Below are 18718 nucleotides of genomic sequence, written 5' to 3' on the forward strand. Positions count from 1 at the left end.
TGGGAAACGGCGGGGCGCGCGGCCCCGCCTTCAAGAACGTTCACCAGCCCTTGTAGGGTAGCATCGGCGGCTTCTCGGCATTGGCCTTCGGCCACACCGCGACATAGTTCTCGCCGTCCTGGAGCTGGATGATGGCGCCGGAGGCGAGTATGTTCTGGCCCTTGTCGTCGAACTTGACGCCCTTGTAGCCGATCATGAGCTGCTCGGGCTTCAGGTCCGTCGCCTTCAGCGCGGCCTGAATCTTGGCAGGCTCGGTCGAGCCGGCGCGGTCGATGGCGTCGGCCAGCACGAAGAAGCCCTGCATCTGCCGCGCCACCGTGTCGTCCATGTCCTCGCCGCTCTTCTTCTTGTACATGTCGGCGATGATGGCCGACGGCGAACCCGAGGGACCAACGACCCAGGACGAGCGGTTGAAGACGCCTTGCGAGATCTTGCCGACCGCCTTGGTGAAGGACGGATCGGAATAGCCGGCATCGTCGGCGAGTAGCACGGCCGGCTTGTAGTCAAGCGACTGCATGGTCTTGGCGAACAGGATCGCGTCCGACGTGTAGCTGATCATAATGACGACGTCGGGCTTCTTGTCCTTGAGCTGGAGCACCTGCCCTTGCAGGTCGGTCGCGTTGACGGGATAGGCGACGTCCAGCGCGATCGGCTGGCCCTTGTCCTTGAAGGCCCCGGTGATCGTGTTCGCGACCGAGGTGCCATACTCGGTGTTGTCGTGAACGATCGCGACGCTCTCGGTCTTGGCCCCCTGCGCCTTGAGGTCGGCGAGGAAGTCGACATAGATCTTGGCGAAGTCGGTCGCGATCGGCGTGGTCCGGAAGAACCATTTGAAGCCGCGCTCGGTGAGATTGGCGGCAACCGACTCCGAATTCAGGAAGGGAACGCCGTATTTCTCGGCGATCGCGCTCGAGGTCAGCGTCACGCCGGACTGATAGGAGCCGAACACGGCCGCGACCTTCTCTTCCGTGATCAGACGCAGCGCCTGGTTCTGGCCGGTTGCCGGGTTGCCCTGGTTGTCGGCGATGATCACCTCGACCTTGGCGCCGCCGAGGCCGGCAAGGCCTGCGTTCTTCGCCAGCGGGAAATTGCCGAGCTCGGGATGGGCGTTGTTGATGATGTCGGTTGCGACATCGAGCGCCGCCTTGGCATGCGCGCCGATCGAGGCAGTGCCGCCGGACATCGGCATGATCACGCCGATCTTGACGACCTTGTCCTGCGCTTGCGCGACGGACGTCAGCGCAAGCGACATCGCGGCTACGCAAAGCAGCCCGGTGACATGCTTCAAATTCATGAAATCAGACCTCCCAAAGGGTTTCCCCGACCAAGGCTTTTTGCAAGCTGTGGCAAAGCGCCCGCTTCCGTTTGTTTATGCCTGGCCGTGGGAGGATGGCATGACGGCCGGGTACCGGCAAGGTGCAACGGGGTGCTACGGTGTTGCCTGCGGAGCAATCCGCATTCTATCTGGCGTCGCTCGATCTGAACTCGACAACCGCCACGTGACGGCGGCAGCCGCCGCGGCAGTTTCGGCGCCGTCGCTGCAGCACAACAAGCACCAGGCACCGTGACGCCGCGTTCGCTGCGGCCCGTTCCGCGACTCGCGGGACGACCTGCGCCTCACCGCGACAAGCTTTCCGGGACAAGTCGTCGCGCCTGTCCATCCGGCGACAGCTTGAGTCCGCCCCTCCGGCAATGTAAAGTTGCATTTTTTTCGGGAGGTTCATTTGAGCACAAGACTTTCATTGCTTTGCGTTCACGGCGTCGGCCATTCCGAGATCGACGCCGAGTTTCGAAAATCATGGTCCGAGGCGATCATACGCGCGGTCCAGTCCGTCGATCAGAGCCTCAACCCGGCCATCGACTTCCTCTCCTATGACGAGCTGTTCGACAAGAACCCGCCGAACCTTGTTACCTACGGCGTCGCGCTGGCAAAGCTGCTGGCGAGCGCGACTGTCCACGGAATCGGAGATCTCGTTGCGGGCACGCGCAGCCTCGAAGATGTCCCGACCCTGATCAGGTGGACCGCGGGCATGGTCGCCCAGTGGTCGGTGGATGAGCAGTTGCAGACCACGCTGCGCAACACCGTTCTCGACAAGCTGAAGAGCGGCAACTACGACGTCGTCCTCGCTCACAGCCTCGGCTCGCTGATCTGCTACGACACGTTCGTGCGCAATCCGAATGCGATCAAGGACAAGGTGTTCGTCACGTTCGGCTCGCAGATCGGCAATCCCGCCGTGCGCGACATCTTCGCCGGCCGCATTAAGGACCTTCCCTGCCAGAAGTGGTACCACCTGTTCAACCAGGAGGATCGCGTCCTCACCTACCCGCTCGAGATCGCCGCGGACAATTTCCAGCAGGTGCTGACGCCGTTCGACGTCCCCAACGACGTCTTGAACCACAACGCGACCTGGTACCTCTCGCGTCCCGAGACCGTCGCCACCGTCTGGCACGACGTGGTCCCGGTGCCGACATCGCGCTCGATCGTCGGCGCCGCGCGCGAGGTCGCGCGCATCGACGCAAGGCCGACCCGCCGCGCCCTCTTGATCGGCATCAACGACTATCCCGATCCCGCCAACCGGCTCGAAGGCTGCGTCAACGACGTGTTCCTGATGAGCTCGGTGCTCCAGGAAAGCGGCTTCAAGGCCGACGAGATCCGCGTCGTGCTCAACGAGCGTGCGACGACGCAAGGCATCTTGGAGCGGCTGCACTGGCTGCTCGACGGCGTGCGCAAGGACGACGAGCGCATGCTGTTCTACTCGGGCCACGGCGCCCAGATGCCCAGATACAGTCCGGCCGGCACGCCGGATCGCGTCGACGAGTGCCTGGTGCCCTACGATTTCGACTGGACGCCCGAGCACGCCATCCTGGACCGCCAGTTCGCCCAGCTCTACTCGCAGCTGCCGTATGACAGCTATTTCGTCGCCATGCTCGATTGCTGCCATTCCGGCGGCATGACGCGCGACGGCGGTCCGCGCATCCGTGGCCTCACGCCGCCCGACGATATCCGTCACCGGGCGCTGCGATGGGAGGCGAGCGAAGGCATGTGGGTGCCGCGCGACTTCAAGCCGCTGAACGAGAGCCTGAGCAAGCGCAGGAACGGCGCCGACTACGTCGGCCGCAACGGCGCGACGCAGCGGCTCGGGCGCGGCATGGCGCTCCGCACCAAACCGGACAAGGACTACAACAAGATAAGAGCCGAGCTCGGACATCACGGCCCTTATCTGCCGATCCTGCTCGAGGCCTGCCAGGAGGAGCAGCTCTCCTACGAATATCGCGACGGCGTGACGTCGTACGGCGCCTATACGTTCTGCATGGCGAAGGTGTTGCGGGAGCAGCGCGGTCGCGGCACGAATCCGTCGTTCCAGGAATTGAGCGAGCTGGTCACGGCAAAGCTCCGCCGCCTCAAATACAGCCAGACCCCCAACCTCGTCGGCGCCAGGGAGCAGCTCAAGGCGAAAATTCCATGGAGCTTGACGGAGCCAGCTCGGAGCGAAAGACGCGCGCCGAGAAAGCGCGCCGTCAAGCGCGGCCGGAAGCGGCGCGGCTGATCTTCCCGCGCCGGCTGGGCGAGGCACTGTCCCAATAGGGACCGCGACGTTTGCCGGGCAACGCCTGCCCGGCGGTCGCCTCAACCGGTCGCCATGCGCTACGGCGAGTGCGCCTGAAGCAGCGTCGTGAAGCCGCCATAGATCATGCGCTTGCCGTCGAACGGCATGTCGCCGCCCTTCAGCCGCGCATCCGCCATCACCTTCTTATTGACGTCATCGCGGGTCTCGCGGTCGCGGTAGATGATCCAGGAGAACACGACCACCTCGTCCTCCTTCGCCATCACCGCGCGCGGAAACGAGGTCAGCTCGCCATAGGGCACGTCGTCGCCGATGCACTCGATATAATCGAGCGCGCCGTGCTCCATCCAGACCGCACAGGCCGTTCGCGCCAGCGCCTTGTAGGCCTCGATCTTGTCCTTGGGCACGGCCAGCACGAAACCATCGACATAGGGCATTTGGGATCTCCTTGGGTTGTGTGTCCCAAGGACGACGGAGCGGGTGACAATCCGACCGGGCCGAGATGAGGCAAACCGTCGCGAGCGTCTCGCGATTGGCAGCGGGGTCAAACAAAAGCTGGGAGCGCGCCCGGAACTGGCTGGGGAACCTGGATTCGAACCAAGACAAACAGAGTCAGAGTCTGTTGTGCTACCGTTACACCATTCCCCAACGGAATAGCCGAACAAATTCAATGGCTTACTGATTTGTCCGACTGCGGCCGGAAGCGCGTTTGGCGCAAATCACGGCTCAGGCGTGGCAGCGTTCTAACCGCTCGCTTCTGGACTGGCAAGCGCTACGGTGCACGGGTCTGTTGACCGGAAACGCCCTAGTCTGGCGCGAGGGTGGCGAGGCCAGCCTCGATGATCGTGATCTCCTCGCTGACCTGCGCGATGGCCTGCTTCGGATCGACGCCGGTGACCGAGACCAGCTGCCGCAGGAGATCCTGCCGGTGCGCCAGGATATCGTGAAGCGCATCGCGGTCGTTCAGCCGCACATAGCCTTCGACGATCAATTCAAGGGAACGGGACATCGTACTCTCAAGACGCGGTTACTGTTTAAGCCCTGAAAATATAGCGATCGCCGCCGTCGATGTGAGCGCCATGTCGCGTCAACCTTGACCGGTAAGGCTAACGGCCCGGGCGCGAAACCGCAGCGCGCCCGGATCGAGGCCCTAATTCGGGCGTCCGATGTTGACGACGATCTCGCCCCTGCCGTGCGCGATCATCACCTGGCCGTACTCGTCCTGCGGCGGACTTTCCTCGTAGCGCAGCGGGATCGTGGTGATCCCCTCCAGCGCTTCGCCGCTCGACTGCTGCGCGCTCACGTCGAGGATCAGGATCTTCGGATTGATGCCCTGCGGCGAGCGCTTGGTCAGCCGGGCCTGCCAACCGTTGGTCGGTACCCGGACGTCGCCGACCATGACCAGCTTGGGCGGCGCACCCGGCGCACGGTCGATCCAGGCCTTGAAGGTGTTTCTCAGCAGGACAGTCATGACGCGTCCCTCCTATGCCAAGTTGCGCGATCCTTCCGTCATGGGCGCAACTTAGCGGGCGAGGCGAAGCGGAACGTGAACCGCCCGTGAATTGGATATGACCTTCTGACACCGCGACGGCCGACCGTGCTCGCGTCTCCCACGGCACATCCGACCGACGGGTCGCGGATCGTCGCTCCCGAACAGGATCAATTCACGCTGACATCACGTTGGAGAGATTGGGATTTTCGCCCCGCCCGATCTCCCTCGTCCCCTACTCCATCTTGATGTTCGCGACCTCGATCACCTTCTTCCACCGTTCGGTCTCGGAGGCGATGTAGGCCTTGAAGGGCTCGGAATCGACCGCGACCGCGGTCGCACCGAGCTCGGCCATCTTCTGCACCGTCTCCGGCTGCTGCATGAAGGCGCGGATCTCGGCCGAGAGCTTTTCGACGATCGGCTTCGGCGTCCCGGCGGGAACGAAGAAGCCATGCCAAGCGACAGCCTCGAAGCCCGGCAGGAATTCGGCGACGGCCGGCACTTGCGGATCGAAATCGGCGCGCTTGGGCGTTGCGGTCGCGAGCATCGCGAGCTGGCCGGTCTTCACCTGCGGCAGCAGCAGCGGCACGTTGTCGAAGGCGAGATCGATCTGGCCGCTGAGCAGGTCCGTCAGCATCTGGCTCGAGCCCTTGTAGGGCACGTGCACCATCTTGGTGCCGGTCATCTGCTGGAACAGCTCGGCGGCGAGATGCTGCGAGGTACCGACGCCGGCCGAGCCGAACGAGACCTTGTCCGGGTTCGCCTTGAGGTAGGCAATCAGCTCCGGCACGGTGCGCGCCTTGATCTTGTTGGGATTGACCACGAGGACGTTGGGCACAACGCTGATCTGCGCGACTGCCACCAGATCCTTGTCCGGCTGGTAGCTGAGCTTGGGTCCGTACAGCGACGGATTGATCGCCAGCGCGGAGGTGCTGGCAAGGCCGAGCGTGATGCCGTCGGGCGCCGATTTCGCCAGCCGCGTCACGCCGAGGATCGAGCCGGCGCCGCCGACATTCTCGACCACGAACGGCTTGCCAAGCTTCACCTGCAAATGGTTGGACACCATGCGCGCAAAGATGTCGGCGGTGCCCCCGGCGGCGAACGGGACGATCACCGTCACCTGCTTGGACGGATAGCCGTCCTGCGCCTTTACCGGTGACGTCGCCAGCAGCACTGCCGACACAAGACCAAGCCACATCGATCGCATCGAAGTTTCCTCTGTTTTCACTGTGTTGTTGATTGGGTGTTGCGCGCCGCGAGCCTGTTAGAACGCGGTCTCATACATGTTCAGGATCGCGTCCCGGCTGAGATCACGCGGGTTGTTGTCGAGCAGGCGGCGGATGGCGTGCGCCTCGTCGGCCATCACACCGAGATCGCTCTTGGGCACGCCGAGCGCGGACAGCCGCATCTCGATGCCGAGATTCTTGCAGAACGCGTAGGTCGCATCGAACGCGAGCTTCGCATCGCGCTGCTGCGGCAGGCCAAGCGCGGCCAGCACGGCGGCTGTCTTCTCCTCCATCGCGGGCATGTTGAAAGCCAGCGTGTGCGGGAAGATCACCGCGCAGGCGAGGCCATGCGCCACGTGATGCCGCGTGCCGAGCGGATAGGCCACGGCATGGCCCGCGGTCGTGTTCACCGGCCCGAGGCAATAGCCGCCATAGAGCGAGGCCAGGGACAGGCCCGCGCGTGCCTCGCGATCGCCGCCATCGGCTACCGCGCGCTCGAGGTAGCGTCCGACCAGCCGCGCGCCTTCGAGCGCGTAAAGGTCGATCGTGGGATGCGCCTTGCGGCTGGTATAGGCCTCGACGCAATGCGCCAGCGCATCGACGCCGGTCGCCGCGGTCACCTCCTTCGGCACGGTCATCGTCAAATCGGGATCGACGATCGCGATATCGGCCAGCATGAAGCGGCTCTGCACCGCCTGCTTGTTCTGGCTGACGGGATCGGTGACGAGCGCGCGGGTGCCGGCTTCACTGCCGGTGCCGGAGGTGGTCGGGATCTGCATCAGCGCGACACTGCGGCCGGCGACCTTCTCCGGCCCGACGATGTCGGCGAAGGCCACATCAGACGTGCACATCACCGCGACGAGCTTGGCGAGATCCATCGCGCTGCCGCCGCCGAAGCCGACGACGAGATCGGGCTTCGCCTCCTTCGCCATCGCCACCGCCTTCTCGAGATTGGGCAGGTCCGGCTCGGGCTTGACGTCGCCGAACACTTTGACGGCGCCGGGCAGCGCCAGCGTATCGACGCGGCGCGCATTGAACGGATCGGAGATCACCAGCGGGCGCTTGGCGCCGATCCGTTCGGCAAAGCGCGCCGCTGCGGTGATCGTGCCGTTGCCGAACTCCAGGATGGTGGGACGGAGGATTTCGATGGGCGTGAAGGCGTTGGTCATCGTGGGCTCGATCTCGTTACTTGGAGGCGCCGGCGGCCAGCCGCTCGGCATAGTCGATGGCCTCGATCAGGCTGTGCTCGTTGGCGATGCCCTTGCCGGCGATGTCGAAGGCGGTGCCGTGATCGACAGAGGTCCGGATGATCGGCAGGCCGAGCGTGATGTTGACGCCGGACAGCTCCTGCCAGCGGCCGGTGGCGGGATCGACCTGGAAGCCGAGCAGCTTGACCGGGATGTGCCCCTGATCGTGATACATCGCGACCGCCGCGTCGAACTGGCCGGCGCGCAGCTTGACGAAGATGGTATCGCCCGGCACCGGGCCGACGACGTCGAGACCATCCGCAACCGCCTTCGCGATCGTCGGTGTCGACACGTCGATATCCTGCCGGCCGAACAGACCACCCTCGCCGGCATGCGGATTGAGCGCGGCAATCGCGATCTTCGGCTTCGCGATGCCGAGCCGGCGCAGCGCGTCATTGGTGAGGTCGATCACCATGCGCAGCCGTTCCGGCGTCAGACGCTTCGGCACGTCTTCCAATGCCACATGGGTCGAGACATGGCTGACGCGCATGTTGCCGTGGGCGAGCAGCATCACCGAGCCGCGCACGCCGGTAAGATGCGCCAGCATCTCGGTATGGCCGGGGAAGTGATAGCCGGCCTTGTTGAGCGCTTCCTTGTTCAGCGGCGCCGTGACGATCGCCGTGGTGCGGCCCGCCTGGGTCAGGCGCACGCCCTGTTCGATCGCCTTGTAGGCGAAGCGGCCACCATCGGCGCTGAGCACGCCCGGCTTGATCGGGTCGCCCTCGGCATCGGCCTGCAGGTAGCAGAGGTTGGGCCAGTCGCGATCGTCCGCGGTGACCTGCGGGATTGCAACATCAGCACCGAGCGCGGCCTTGGCGCCATCGAGCGCCGCACCGCTGCCGATGATCAGGATGCGCAGATCGCCCTTGGCGATGCGATCCTTCAGCCCGACGCAGGCCTTGACGATGATCTCCGGTCCGATCCCGGCCGGATCGCCCATGGTGATGGCAAGATGGCGAGAGGTCATGTCGGACTCCCCATGTTCAGCAGATGATTATCCCGGAGCAGATCGCGCCACAGCTCGCTGGGGCCGAACGCGCCGGATTTCGAGATGATGTCGACGCCGGCCCAGCGCCCGCCTTGCAGCACCGAGCGCGGCAATCCCGGCACGATGCGCCCGGTCACCTCAAGCGCATGCGCGCCAAGGGCAAGGCATACGGCCTTCAAGGTCTCTCCGCCGGCAACGATCAGCGTGCCTGGCGGTTCGAGCGCAGCGATCAGCGTCGTCATTTCGCGCGCGATCCGCTGCGCCGCCTCGGTACGCGTCAAGCCTTCGGCGAGCGCGAACTTGACCAGCGCCACGCCGTCTTCAGTCAGCTTGCGCTGAACCGGCGCCGCGCCCTCACCTTCGGCAAGCGCGATCGTCGCTTCGCCGCACGCGGCGAGCTGCGATCCGGTGGTCGGTTGGTCGGAGCCGAACAGCCCCAGCACCGGCCGCTTCAACTGTCTCGGCGCATTGGCGCGATGGCTGCGGGCGAGCGCGCCGGCCAATCCGCCGCTTCCGCACCACAGCAACGGCCCCGGCATGTTCCGCACCATCTCGACGACGCGGTCGAGATCAAGATCGCTCTCGGCATCGAACACCTGAACGCCACCCAGCGCTAGCGTATCGGGACCACCCTGCCGCGCCTCGATCCCCTCAAGCTTGAGTTGGGTCAGGAGATTGTCGCCGACGCGATGCCACTCGCCCTGCACCGTGCGTGCAAATTGCTGGCCCTCGACGGTGCGGCGCCCCTGATAATCGAAGGCGGGCGCGACGACGCACGAGGCCCAATGGCCGCTGCGCAGGCAGGCGCCAAGCTCGGCGGCCCACACCCCGCGCAGGAGGCTGTCGACCTTCTTGTAGGCAATGGTCGCGCCCTGAAGCAACGGCGCCAGCCGGGCGACGATCTCGACGCTCTCCACCTTCGAGCGCTCACGGGTGCCGCTGTCGATCGCGAGGCTCCCGCCGCCGTGTGCCGCAAGTGCTTCTGGCCACGTGACGTCGAACGGTCCGCACAGGCCGACGAACTCCGCCGCGGTGTCGAGCGCGCCGGTGAGATCGTCGGCAAGCAGGCGGACGCTGGTCATGCTCGCGCGCCTCCCGCAGCAAAAATCTTGCCCGGATTCATCAGGCCATTCGGATCGAGCAGATTCTTGATGTCGCGCATCAGCGCGATGTCGAGGGGATCGGTGACGCGGGCGAGCCGGCCACGATTGGAGATGCCGATGCCATGTTCGGCGCTAATCGCCCCGCCTTGCGCCGCGGTCTCGTCGTCGACGATCTCGTTGATCTCAGCCACCAGCGCCGCCGTGGCGGCCGGATCCTGACAACGCGCCCGGTCGATCAGAGCGATCACATGGATATTGCCGTCACCGATATGGCCGTGCATCACGACGTTTGCATGCGGTACGGCGGCCTTGATCCGGGCTTCGACATTGTTGACGAAAGCCGCCTGGCGCTCCAGTGGCACCACACTGTCATGCGAGACCACATAGCCGCTGCGCTTGTTGCCTTCGGACACGCTGTGCCTGACCGCCCAGATCGCCTTCGCCTGCGCGAGGTTCGAGGCCAGGATGACATCCTCGGCGAGCCCGGCTTCCATCGCCTCCGCGAGCACCGTGGCCAGCGGCTCCTCGAGATCGATACCCGCGAGCGTGTCGGTGAGCTCGACGATCAGATACCACGGCGTCGTCAGCGCGAACGGGATCGTGACATGCGGCACGGTCTCGGCGATCGCCTCGATCTGCGCGCGCGACATGATCTCGAGGCTGCCGAGCCGGTCGCCGATTGCGCCGCGCAGGCGCTGCATGATCTCGAGCGCCTGCTCGACGCCTTGCAATTTCAACAGCGCCAAGGCCGAGCTGCGCTGCGGCGCGAATAGTTTCAGCACCGCCGCCGTGACGATGCCGAGCGTGCCCTCCGCGCCGATGAAGAGCTGTTTGAGCGCGTAGCCCGTGTTGTCCTTGCGCAGCGCGCGCAGCCCGTTGAAGATACGACCATCGGGCAGCACCACCTCCAGCCCGAGCACGAGATCGCGCGTCGGTCCGTAGCGCAGCACGGCCGTACCGCCGGCATTGGTCGAGATATTGCCGCCGATCTGGCAGGAGCCCTCCGCGCCGAGGCTCAGGGGGAAATAGCGATCGACGGCCTTCGCCGCGTTCTGCACTTCGGCGAGGATGCAGCCGGCCTCGACCGTGATCGTATTGGCGAGCGGACTGACGTCCCGCACGGCCCGCATGCGGTCGAGCCGGATCACTACATTGCCGGCGCGATCATCGGGCGTTGCCGCCCCGCACATGCCGGTGTTGCCGCCCTGGGGCACGATCGCGAACTGCCTATCGGCGCAGAACTTGACGACGGAGGCGACCTCGGCGGTCGAGCCAGGCCTCGCCACTGCAACGGCGCGGCCGTGATAGCGTCCGCGCCAGTCCACCACGTAAGGCTCCTGGTCGGCTCCGGACGCGATGACGTGCTTGTCGCCGACGAGTGCGGCAAGCCCCGAAAGCGCATCCTGGAAGGAGTCAGACATCGGATCGCCTCGTCGCCGTGCCCAGGTTAGCCGCCGGCGGCGAATGCCGCGGCATTCGCAAGCAGCTCTTTCTCCTGCTCCGCCGGCAGGGACTCCAGCGGCGGCCTCAGGCGCTTCCATCCGGCATGGCCGGTCCGGTCGGCAGCCAACGCCTTCAGCGAGGCCATCTGCGGGAAGCGCGAAACCAGCTCGCGCGCCTTCACGATGCGCACCTGCGCCGCCTTGAGCGCCGGATCGTCATCGCTATCGCCGAAGTGCTTGAAGACATAGGCGAGACTGCGCGCGACGATGTTGGAGGTCGCCGTGATGCAGCCTCCACCGCCTTTGCGCAGCAGCGGGAGCATCAGCGGATCGGCGCCGCCGAGGACCGAGAACCCGGGGAAGCGCTCGACCATCGCAGTCATGTTGGCGAAGTCGCCGGACGAATCCTTGATGCCGGTGAACGTCGCCGGATAGGCCTTGCGCAACCGCTCGATCAGCGCATGCGAGATCGGCTGCGCCGACATCTGCGGATAGTGATAGAGCACGATCTTGAGCCTGGCATCGCCAATGCGTTGCACGATCTCGCTATAGGCGGCATAGACGCCGTCATCGCTGACGTTCTTGTAGTAGAACGGCGGCAGCATCACCACGGTGTCGACGCCGACCGAAAGCGCGTGGCGCGTCAGTACGACGGTGTCGGTGAACGCGGCGACGCCGGTGCCCGGCAGCAGCTGGTTCGGCCTGATGCCGCCCGCGATCGCGGCCTCCAGCAGCGCTGTGCGCTCGGCGATGGAGAAGGAGTTCGCCTCCCCCGTGGTGCCGAGCAGCGCGATGCCGTCGCAGCCTTCATCAAGGAGATAGCGGCAATGTGCGACGAAGCGTGCATGATCGGGCGCAAGCTCGGCGTCGAGCGGCGTCAGCGCGGCAGAGAACACACCATGGGGGTGCAGCGATGATGTCGACAAAACTTCCTCCGATCGCCAAATCGATGTTGTTCGGAATGCGAACATTTGTTATTGGATTGGCCTGTCGTAAAATCAGCCGATGCCCGCGTCAAGGGCGATGGCTGTCATGGCGGGGCATTCAGGCATGGCCAAGGTCGACAAGAAGACCACCGAGCACGCATCGGAAGCGAGCGCAAAAAATCCCAAGAACTACGTCGCCTCCGTCGGCAAGGCGTTTGCCGTGCTCAAGAGTTTCACTAGCGAGGCCTTCGAACTCACCCTGAGTGAGATTGCCGCACGCGCCGATCTCGATCGCGGAACCGCGTTCCGGCTGATCCAGACCCTGGTCGAGCTCGGCTATCTCCAGGCCGTGCCCCAGAGCCGACGGTTCCGCCTCGGCGTCGCCTGTCTCGACCTCGGCTACACTGTGCTGTCGCACGGATCCTTGCGCACCATCGTCGAGCCGCTGCTGCGCGACCTCGTGCCTGAGGTCGGCGATGCCGCCTCGCTCGGCATCCTCGACGGCGGCGACGTGGTCTATCTCGCCCGCGTCGGCGCCGGCCTCGACCGCCACAAGATGGACCGGCGGCCGGGCACGCGCATTCCCGCCTACAGCGCCGCGCTCGGCCATGTCATGCTGGCGCACCTGGCCCGCGACGAGCAGATCGCGCGGCTGGAGGCACGGCCCCGCGTAAAACTGTCGGAGCGAACGTTGACCGATCTCGATGCCCTACTCGCCCGGCTCGATCAGGTGAAGAAGAAGGGCCATGCCGTCTCCGACGGCGAGAACGCGTATGGCCTGCGTACGCTGGCAACGCCGATCTTCGACGCGCAAGGTCTCGTGATCGGCGGATTGAGCGTCACCGTCGATGCCATGCGCATGGACATGCCGTCGTTTCGCGACCAGGCCCTGCCGCGACTGATGCAGGCGACGACCAAGGTGCAGGATATCGCGATCAAGTCGGGGCTGTCGAGCTGACCGCGGTCGTTAGATCACGATGTGGTCGAAATCGGCGGCGATCCGGCTGTTCGGGAAGATCCTCGCCGCTTCGGTCAGGATCTCGTCGTCCTCGTAGCGCCCCGACATATGGGTCAGCACGAGCTGGCCGACGTTGTTCGCGGCCGCAAAGGACGCCGCCACCGCCGCGGTGAGATGGCCGTAATCGCGTGCGGTCGACGCGTCGCGATCGAGGAACGTCGCCTCGATCACCAACAAGTCGGCATCTGCAACGTATTGCGACAGTCCCTCGGTAGTCTCGGTGTCGCCGATGACGACAAGCTTCTTGCCGCCGCTCGGAGGCCCCAGCACGTCCTCCGGATCGACGGTTCGGTCATCGATCACAACCGGCCGTCCCGCGGCGAGCCCTCCGCGCATGGGACCGTCGGGAACACCAAGCGCCGCGAGGCGATCGGACAGAAGATGACGGCGTGCGGGGCTTTGGAACGCGAAGCCAAAGCTGTCGGTGTCGCGATGGCGAACCGGAAAACAGTCGATGGTGAAGTCGCCGGCGTCGAGGACCTGTCCTTCGGCCAGCGGCGCGAACTCAACCGGGATCGGTGCCCTGCCCGCGCCCCACAGGCCTGCCAGCATGCGGATGACGAGGTCGAGCGTGCCCGGTCCGGCATGAACCGTCATCACCTCGGCGCTCTGGCGCAAGCCCAATGTCGAGAACAAGCCGGGGATGCCGAGCACGTGGTCGAGATGGCCGTGCGTCAGCAGGATGCGATCGAGCCGCCGGAAGCCTGCACCACTGCGCAGCAGCTGGCGCTGCGTGCCCTCGCCGCAATCGACCAGGATACGTCTGCCAGCGGCTTCCACGAGCAGCGCCGGATGGTTGCGTTCCGCGGAGGGAACGCTGGCGGAGGTGCCGAGAAATGTCAGGGCGAACATGGGCGTCAATTATCCAGCGGTTTGAAGCCGCCTTCAATCGACGGACGGCCTCACCGTCCCCAATGCCACGCAAGCAGCAGCGCGTACAGGCCCATCGAGGCGGCATAGAGCGCGGCGAGCAGCGCATAGCCCGCGATCTGGCGACTGATCGTCGCCTTCGGCGTGATCCACCAGTCCAATGCCTTGAAGGCGGCGGGCACCAGCCACCAGCCGAGCAGCTGGGTGCTGACGAGATTGCCGATGAAGAGCGACAGCCAGACCGGCACGCCATGACTGTCGATCAGAGGTCTGCTGATGAAGTAGCCCCAGAGATACACGACGGGATAGAGCACCAGCAGCACGATGAGATTGCTCTTCCAGATGAAGCCAGGCCCCTGCTCCGGTGCCTCAACCTTGCCGGCCGGAAACCAGAAATTGAACGTAGCTCGCCCGCTTCACGTTCATGCCGGCGTTGAAGCGCTCGCCGTCCTTCAGCAGCGTCTGGCGCAACGGCGAGTCGAGCCAGGTGTTGAGATTGGCATCGCTGTCGAACGACAGGATGATGATCCACTCGTCGTGCAGGCCCGGAATCGGCCGCTCGATCTTGTGGCGCAGGAATCCCCTGAATTCGGCTTCCGCGGCCTGGATGCGCTGCTGCCACTTAAGGAACGCATCCTCGAGCCCGTCGGGCACCTTGAAGGAGATCACGGCGGAGACCGCATTGTCGCGCTGAACGCCGGTGTCGGGCAGGATATGGACATCCTCCGAACCGACGAAGAAGCGCTGCACCTCTCCGATCAGCTTCGCCCGCACCTCGCTCTGGAGCCAGGCGCGTGCCGCGGCCGGGTTTGCGAAACGCAGGATGGTCACCCAATCGACATGCGCCGGCGGCTGCGGCGGCACCACCTCCTGGCTGAGGAAGCCGGGCCAGGTCTTGAGCGCCTCGCCGACCTCGCCGTTCCAGCGCGCGAACGCGGCGAAGCCATCGTCCGCGATACGGCGCTGGATGACGAGAGCGACCGGCTGGCTGGCCGTATCGGGAGATGCGCTCATGGGCAGCGGCTTCAGCTCTTCTTGTAGAGGCGCTTGCCCATCACCCAGGTCTCGTCGACGCAGCGGTCGTCGCCGACCATCATGACGGCGAACAGCATGTTCGCGGCCTCGTCGACCGTGCGCGGACCGGCACCGTCCGCAACCAGCGACTGGTGCCAGGGCTGCGCCAGCTGGCCAGCATTCGGATCGAGCGCGACGAAATCAGCCTCCTTGCCGGGCTCGAAGTTGCCGAGCTTGTCGTCGATATAGAGGCCTTCGGCACCGCCGAGCGTGACCGACCAGAAGCCGCGATAGGGCGAGAGCTTGTTGCGCTCGGCCTCGGCAAGATCCTTGCGCGCCGGATCGATGCTGCCGTCAAGCAGCGTGTTGTTGCACATGCCGACCTTATAGGCGTCGTCGAGCACGGCGATCATCGAGAAGCGATTGCCGCCGCCGACGTCGGTGCCGAACGACATCTTGACGCGATGCTCGGGATCGGTGGCGCGGCCGAGGCGGAACAGGCCGCTGCCGAGGAACAGGTTCGAGCATGGGCAGAACACCACCGCCGCGCCCTTCTTCGACATGCGGCGGAACTCGTTGTTCGAGAGATAGACGCCGTGACCGCCGGAAAATTTCGGACCGACCAGGTCGAATTTCTCGTAGACGCCGAGATAGTCCTGGCAGTCCGGATGCTCAACCAGCACGCCGGTGCATTCGGCCGGGTTCTCGGAGATGTGGGTGTTGACCCAGCAATCCGGATGCTCGTGCTTGAGGCGCTGGCACGCTTTCAGTAGCTCCGGCGAAGCGCCGAAGGCGAAACGGGGCGTGATGGCGTAGAGATTGCGGCCCTTGTTGTGATACTCTGCGATCAGCCGCTTGCTGTCGCGATAGAAGTTCTCGGGCGTGTCGATGAACTCGGCCGGCGCGTTGCGGTCGATGCCGGTGAGGCCCGCGATCACGCGCATGTTGCGTCTGCTGGCTTCCTCGAACAGCTCTTCGGTCGAGACCGGCGATGAGCTGGTGAAGGCCTGGCAGGTGGTGGTGCCGGCGGCTAGCAGTGCGTCGAGAAAACGCTTCACGCCCTCGCGCGCGTAGTTGCGATCCTTGTACTTGATCTCCTCGGGGTAGATCGACTTCTGCAGCCACGGCAGCAGCTGCTCGCCATAGGCGCCTAACACGCGGGTCTGCGGCAGATGGATGTGGCCGTCGATGAAGCCCGGCAGGATGATGCGGTCTTTGATATGGGTGACCTCGACGCCGGGATGCGCGGCGGCGACCTTGTCATAGGGACCGAACGCCTTGATCACGCCGTCCGTGACGATCATGAGGCCGTCCTGATGGAAGCGCGCGGCGGCCTGCTCGTTGCCGATGTGCTTCCAGGGATCGTCGACGAAGTCGAAAAACGTGCCGCGAATACCGACGGTGGTCATGAGGAGGTTCCTTCCTTAAGTCTGTGTGGCGTTGCGCGCCGAGGGCAGCGAGATCGCAAGCAGCGCGCCCGCGATGGCGCAGAGGCCGAGATAGAGCCAGCCGATCGGCGCCTGCGTCGATTCAGGCAGCACCGCCGCGATCGCCATGGCGCCGCTGACGGCGAGATAGCAGAGCGCGCTGATGAGGCCGCCGATCAGGCCGTGGTCGCGCTCGAACAGCCCGAGCGCCATGCCGTACATCATCGGGCACAGCACGCCGCAGCCGCCGAGCACCAGCGCGCCGCCGATCGTGATCGACGTAAAATTAAGGCCCACGGTCATGCCGGTCGCAGCGAGGACTGCGGCGCCGGCAAGGAACAGCGCGAAGGCGCCAAACCCCATGACGCGGGCCGGCATGAAGCGCGCGAAATGCGCGCAGCCGAGCTCGCCGGCCAGATTGACGCCGCCAAGGCCAAGCGCGACGAGGCCGTAGATGGCCGCCGAATAGCCGAGGCCGGTCTGGTAGAAGAACGGCGCAACGACGCCGAACGCGAGCTGCGCGCTTGCAGCGGCCGCAAACACCAGCACGAAAGCGAGGAAGCCCGGACGGACCAGAGCATCGCGAAGAATGCCGGCGGTGCGGCGTGGATCGAACGGCGCGCGGCGATCTGTGGGCAGCGTTTCGGGCAGAAGAAATACGACGATAGTGGCGACGATGGCCGCGGCGACCGCGATGACGACGAAGACGCCGCGCCACGAGGTCAGCTCGACGATGAAGCCGCCGGCGGCTGGCGCAAGCACTGGCGCAAGGCCCCAGGCAGCGCCGAGCAGACCAGAGATCGCGGTGAGCTCACGGCCGCGAAAGCAGTCAGCCGCCACCGCATAGGCGACGACGAGGCAGGTGCAGCCGCCGATGCCTTGCAGGAAGCGCAAGCTCAGCAGCAGCGAGGCGCTGGTGGCGAGCGCGCAGGCGATGCTCATCGCGATCAGTACCGACAGCCCTGCGAGCAGGACGTTACGGCGGCCGAGCGTATCGGAGGCGATACCGACGGGCACCAGCGCCAGGCTCATGCCGAGCATGTAGGCGGTGACGGTGTTCTGCATCGAGGCGGAATCGGTCGCGAGATCGACCACCATCTGCGGCAGGCCGGGCGTGTAGGCATCGAGCGGAATCTGGCTGAACGGCACGACGCACAGCAGGATCGGCACGATCCCACTTCTCGCGCGACCGGCGTCCGAAGCAAGTGCAGTCATGGCTTACGCCCCCTCGATGCCCGCGGGTCCCGTCTTTTCGTGCGCACAATGAGAGGCGACGATGCAGGTTGCGGATATTGACGCGCAGGAAGCTGCCAGAACTGTGTGTAAAAACTCTTAGGAGGTCCGCTTCAATGCGGACAGCAGCGAGGGCTCAAACCAGAAACGCGAAAACAACCCCATGCACAGTACAAATCATTGACGAATTTCGCCCCGAACGGCGCAAGCCGAGCCGGCGCCGACCTTTGACCCGTCGGGCAAAACAGGAGCATCATGCAACGCTCCCGATTTCGAAGTCGCCGCCGGACCGAACCATTAACCGTTCGGAAGGCATGGGCGTTTCGAGCACCAGCCGGCTTTCTGCAAGGCCCCGGTCAGAGCAGGAAACCCTCGAGATCTGCGAGGAACTGCCGCGGCGCTTGAAGCTGCGGCACGTGGGCGCAGCCTGGAATGACCTTGAGCTCGGCGCGCGGCAATCCGGCGGCGAGCTCACGCGACATTGGTGGCGGCGTCGCCTCGTCGTGCTCACCGACCAGAACGAGCACCGGGACCTTCACCGCGGCAAGCTCGCCGCGGAGATCGAGGCTTGCCAATGCATCGCATGCAGCGCGAAACACATCGGGATCCGTCCGCAGAAACGCTGCGCGACGATCCTGCATCAGCTCAGGATGCTGCTCCTGAAATTCGGGCGCGAACAGGCGCCGCATCGCGACGTCGGTGATGGCTTCCAATCCTTTCTCGCGCGACGCTTTCGCCATATTGCGAAACGCCTCGCGGCCGGGCTCCGAGAACGCCGCGCCGCTGTCGGCGAGAACAAGCTTGCTGGCGATTGCCGGATGCCGGATCGCCATCTGCAGCGCGACGAACCCGCCATAGCCATTGCCGAGCGCGATCGCCGGCGCGCCGCCGGCGGCATCGCGCACGGCCTCCGCCATCCGGTCGGCGACCGCCGCAAGGCCGCCTTCGACTGCCTGTGAGCGGCCAAAGCCCGGCAGCTCCGGCACGATGGTGCGGAAGCGCGTACGAAGCTCCGGCACGATCGCATCAAAGCTCGCGCGGTCCGACAACAGCGAGTGGAAGAGGAACAACGGCGGCCCCTCGCCCGATTGCGCGGCGTTGACGGTCCCGTTGGCAAGAAGCCTGTCCATATCCGGTCTTTCCTTCACTTGGTCGGCAGTTCACGTGCC

18 protein-coding genes and 1 tRNA gene are annotated in these 18718 nt (G+C 65.2%); 2 read left to right on the plus strand and 17 right to left on the minus strand.

Annotated elements, in window-relative coordinates:
* Window positions 1-40: 40 nt before the first annotated feature.
* Window positions 41-1294, minus strand: coding sequence for an ABC transporter substrate-binding protein (locus BRAGE_RS0119360; protein ID WP_027557373.1), 1254 nt, complete (start codon window positions 1292-1294; stop codon window positions 41-43).
* Window positions 1295-1724: 430 nt separating this feature from the next.
* Between BRAGE_RS0119360 and BRAGE_RS48880 the strand changes: the two genes are divergently transcribed.
* The gene (locus tag BRAGE_RS48880) at window positions 1725-3548 is read left to right on the plus strand and encodes a caspase family protein (protein ID WP_051377946.1); all 1824 of its coding nucleotides are present in this window, start codon (window positions 1725-1727) and stop codon (window positions 3546-3548) included.
* 98 nt (window positions 3549-3646) lie between these two features.
* Here the strand turns inward: BRAGE_RS48880 and BRAGE_RS0119370 are convergent, their stop codons facing one another.
* From BRAGE_RS0119370 to BRAGE_RS0119415, 10 genes are all read right to left on the minus strand, one after another.
* Window positions 3647-4003 carry a DUF1428 domain-containing protein gene (locus BRAGE_RS0119370; protein ID WP_027557372.1) on the minus strand — a complete coding sequence of 119 codons (357 nt, stop codon included), beginning with the start codon at window positions 4001-4003 and terminating at the stop codon, window positions 3647-3649.
* A 137-nt stretch (window positions 4004-4140) separates the two neighbouring features.
* Window positions 4141-4214, minus strand: a tRNA-Gln gene (locus BRAGE_RS0119375).
* A gap of 157 nt (window positions 4215-4371) precedes the next feature.
* Complete coding sequence (locus BRAGE_RS0119380; RefSeq protein WP_027557371.1) at window positions 4372-4575, minus strand: hypothetical protein; 204 nt, start codon at window positions 4573-4575, stop codon at window positions 4372-4374.
* Window positions 4576-4716: 141 nt separating this feature from the next.
* Entirely contained in the window at window positions 4717-5037 is a 321-nt protein-coding gene (locus BRAGE_RS0119385) for a hypothetical protein (RefSeq protein WP_027557370.1), read from the minus strand.
* A 253-nt stretch (window positions 5038-5290) separates the two neighbouring features.
* Window positions 5291-6262: a Bug family tripartite tricarboxylate transporter substrate binding protein gene (locus BRAGE_RS0119390; RefSeq protein WP_027557369.1), complete on the minus strand. Its 972-nt coding sequence runs from the start codon at window positions 6260-6262 to the stop codon at window positions 5291-5293.
* Window positions 6263-6319: 57 nt separating this feature from the next.
* Window positions 6320-7450, minus strand: a complete 1131-nt coding sequence (locus tag BRAGE_RS0119395) for an iron-containing alcohol dehydrogenase (protein ID WP_027557368.1) — start codon at window positions 7448-7450, stop codon at window positions 6320-6322.
* Window positions 7451-7466: 16 nt separating this feature from the next.
* Window positions 7467-8495, minus strand: a complete 1029-nt coding sequence (gene pdxA / locus BRAGE_RS0119400; protein WP_027557367.1) for a 4-hydroxythreonine-4-phosphate dehydrogenase PdxA — start codon at window positions 8493-8495, stop codon at window positions 7467-7469.
* Window positions 8492-9598, minus strand: coding sequence for a four-carbon acid sugar kinase family protein (locus BRAGE_RS0119405; RefSeq protein WP_027557366.1), 1107 nt, complete (start codon window positions 9596-9598; stop codon window positions 8492-8494). Before BRAGE_RS0119405 ends, pdxA begins: the two co-directional genes overlap by 4 nt.
* A complete protein-coding gene (locus BRAGE_RS0119410; RefSeq protein WP_028146320.1) occupies window positions 9595-11040 on the minus strand; it encodes an FAD-binding oxidoreductase in 1446 nt (481 codons plus the stop codon). The genes BRAGE_RS0119405 and BRAGE_RS0119410 overlap by 4 nt, the downstream gene beginning before the upstream one ends.
* Before the next feature lie 26 nt (window positions 11041-11066).
* Window positions 11067-11987, minus strand: coding sequence for a dihydrodipicolinate synthase family protein (locus tag BRAGE_RS0119415; protein WP_027557364.1), 921 nt, complete (start codon window positions 11985-11987; stop codon window positions 11067-11069).
* Between the two features lie 106 nt (window positions 11988-12093).
* Here BRAGE_RS0119415 and BRAGE_RS0119420 point away from each other — a divergent pair, with 106 nt between their 5' ends.
* Window positions 12094-12945 (plus strand): IclR family transcriptional regulator, encoded by an 852-nt coding sequence (locus tag BRAGE_RS0119420; RefSeq protein WP_231164343.1) that lies wholly within the window; start codon window positions 12094-12096, stop codon window positions 12943-12945.
* A gap of 9 nt (window positions 12946-12954) precedes the next feature.
* On the opposite strand, the gene rnz is transcribed toward BRAGE_RS0119420, so the two are convergent.
* From rnz to BRAGE_RS0119445, 6 genes are all read right to left on the minus strand, one after another.
* Window positions 12955-13857 carry a ribonuclease Z gene (gene rnz, locus BRAGE_RS0119425; protein WP_027557362.1) on the minus strand — a complete coding sequence of 301 codons (903 nt, stop codon included), beginning with the start codon at window positions 13855-13857 and terminating at the stop codon, window positions 12955-12957.
* Between the two features lie 50 nt (window positions 13858-13907).
* Window positions 13908-14198, minus strand: coding sequence for a hypothetical protein (locus BRAGE_RS56835; RefSeq protein ID WP_231164342.1), 291 nt, complete (start codon window positions 14196-14198; stop codon window positions 13908-13910).
* A gap of 46 nt (window positions 14199-14244) precedes the next feature.
* Window positions 14245-14889 carry an antibiotic biosynthesis monooxygenase gene (locus BRAGE_RS48885; RefSeq protein ID WP_231164341.1) on the minus strand — a complete coding sequence of 215 codons (645 nt, stop codon included), beginning with the start codon at window positions 14887-14889 and terminating at the stop codon, window positions 14245-14247.
* 11 nt (window positions 14890-14900) lie between these two features.
* The gene (gene guaD / locus BRAGE_RS0119435; RefSeq protein ID WP_027557361.1) at window positions 14901-16298 is read right to left on the minus strand and encodes a guanine deaminase; all 1398 of its coding nucleotides are present in this window, start codon (window positions 16296-16298) and stop codon (window positions 14901-14903) included.
* A 15-nt stretch (window positions 16299-16313) separates the two neighbouring features.
* Complete coding sequence (locus tag BRAGE_RS0119440) at window positions 16314-17531, minus strand: multidrug effflux MFS transporter (RefSeq protein WP_027557360.1); 1218 nt, start codon at window positions 17529-17531, stop codon at window positions 16314-16316.
* 374 nt (window positions 17532-17905) lie between these two features.
* Window positions 17906-18679 carry an alpha/beta fold hydrolase gene (locus BRAGE_RS0119445; RefSeq protein ID WP_027557359.1) on the minus strand — a complete coding sequence of 258 codons (774 nt, stop codon included), beginning with the start codon at window positions 18677-18679 and terminating at the stop codon, window positions 17906-17908.
* Window positions 18680-18718: the final 39 nt, after the last annotated feature.

The organism is Bradyrhizobium genosp. SA-4 str. CB756 (assembly GCF_000473125.1).
Lineage (GTDB): Bacteria > Pseudomonadota > Alphaproteobacteria > Rhizobiales > Xanthobacteraceae > Bradyrhizobium > Bradyrhizobium arachidis.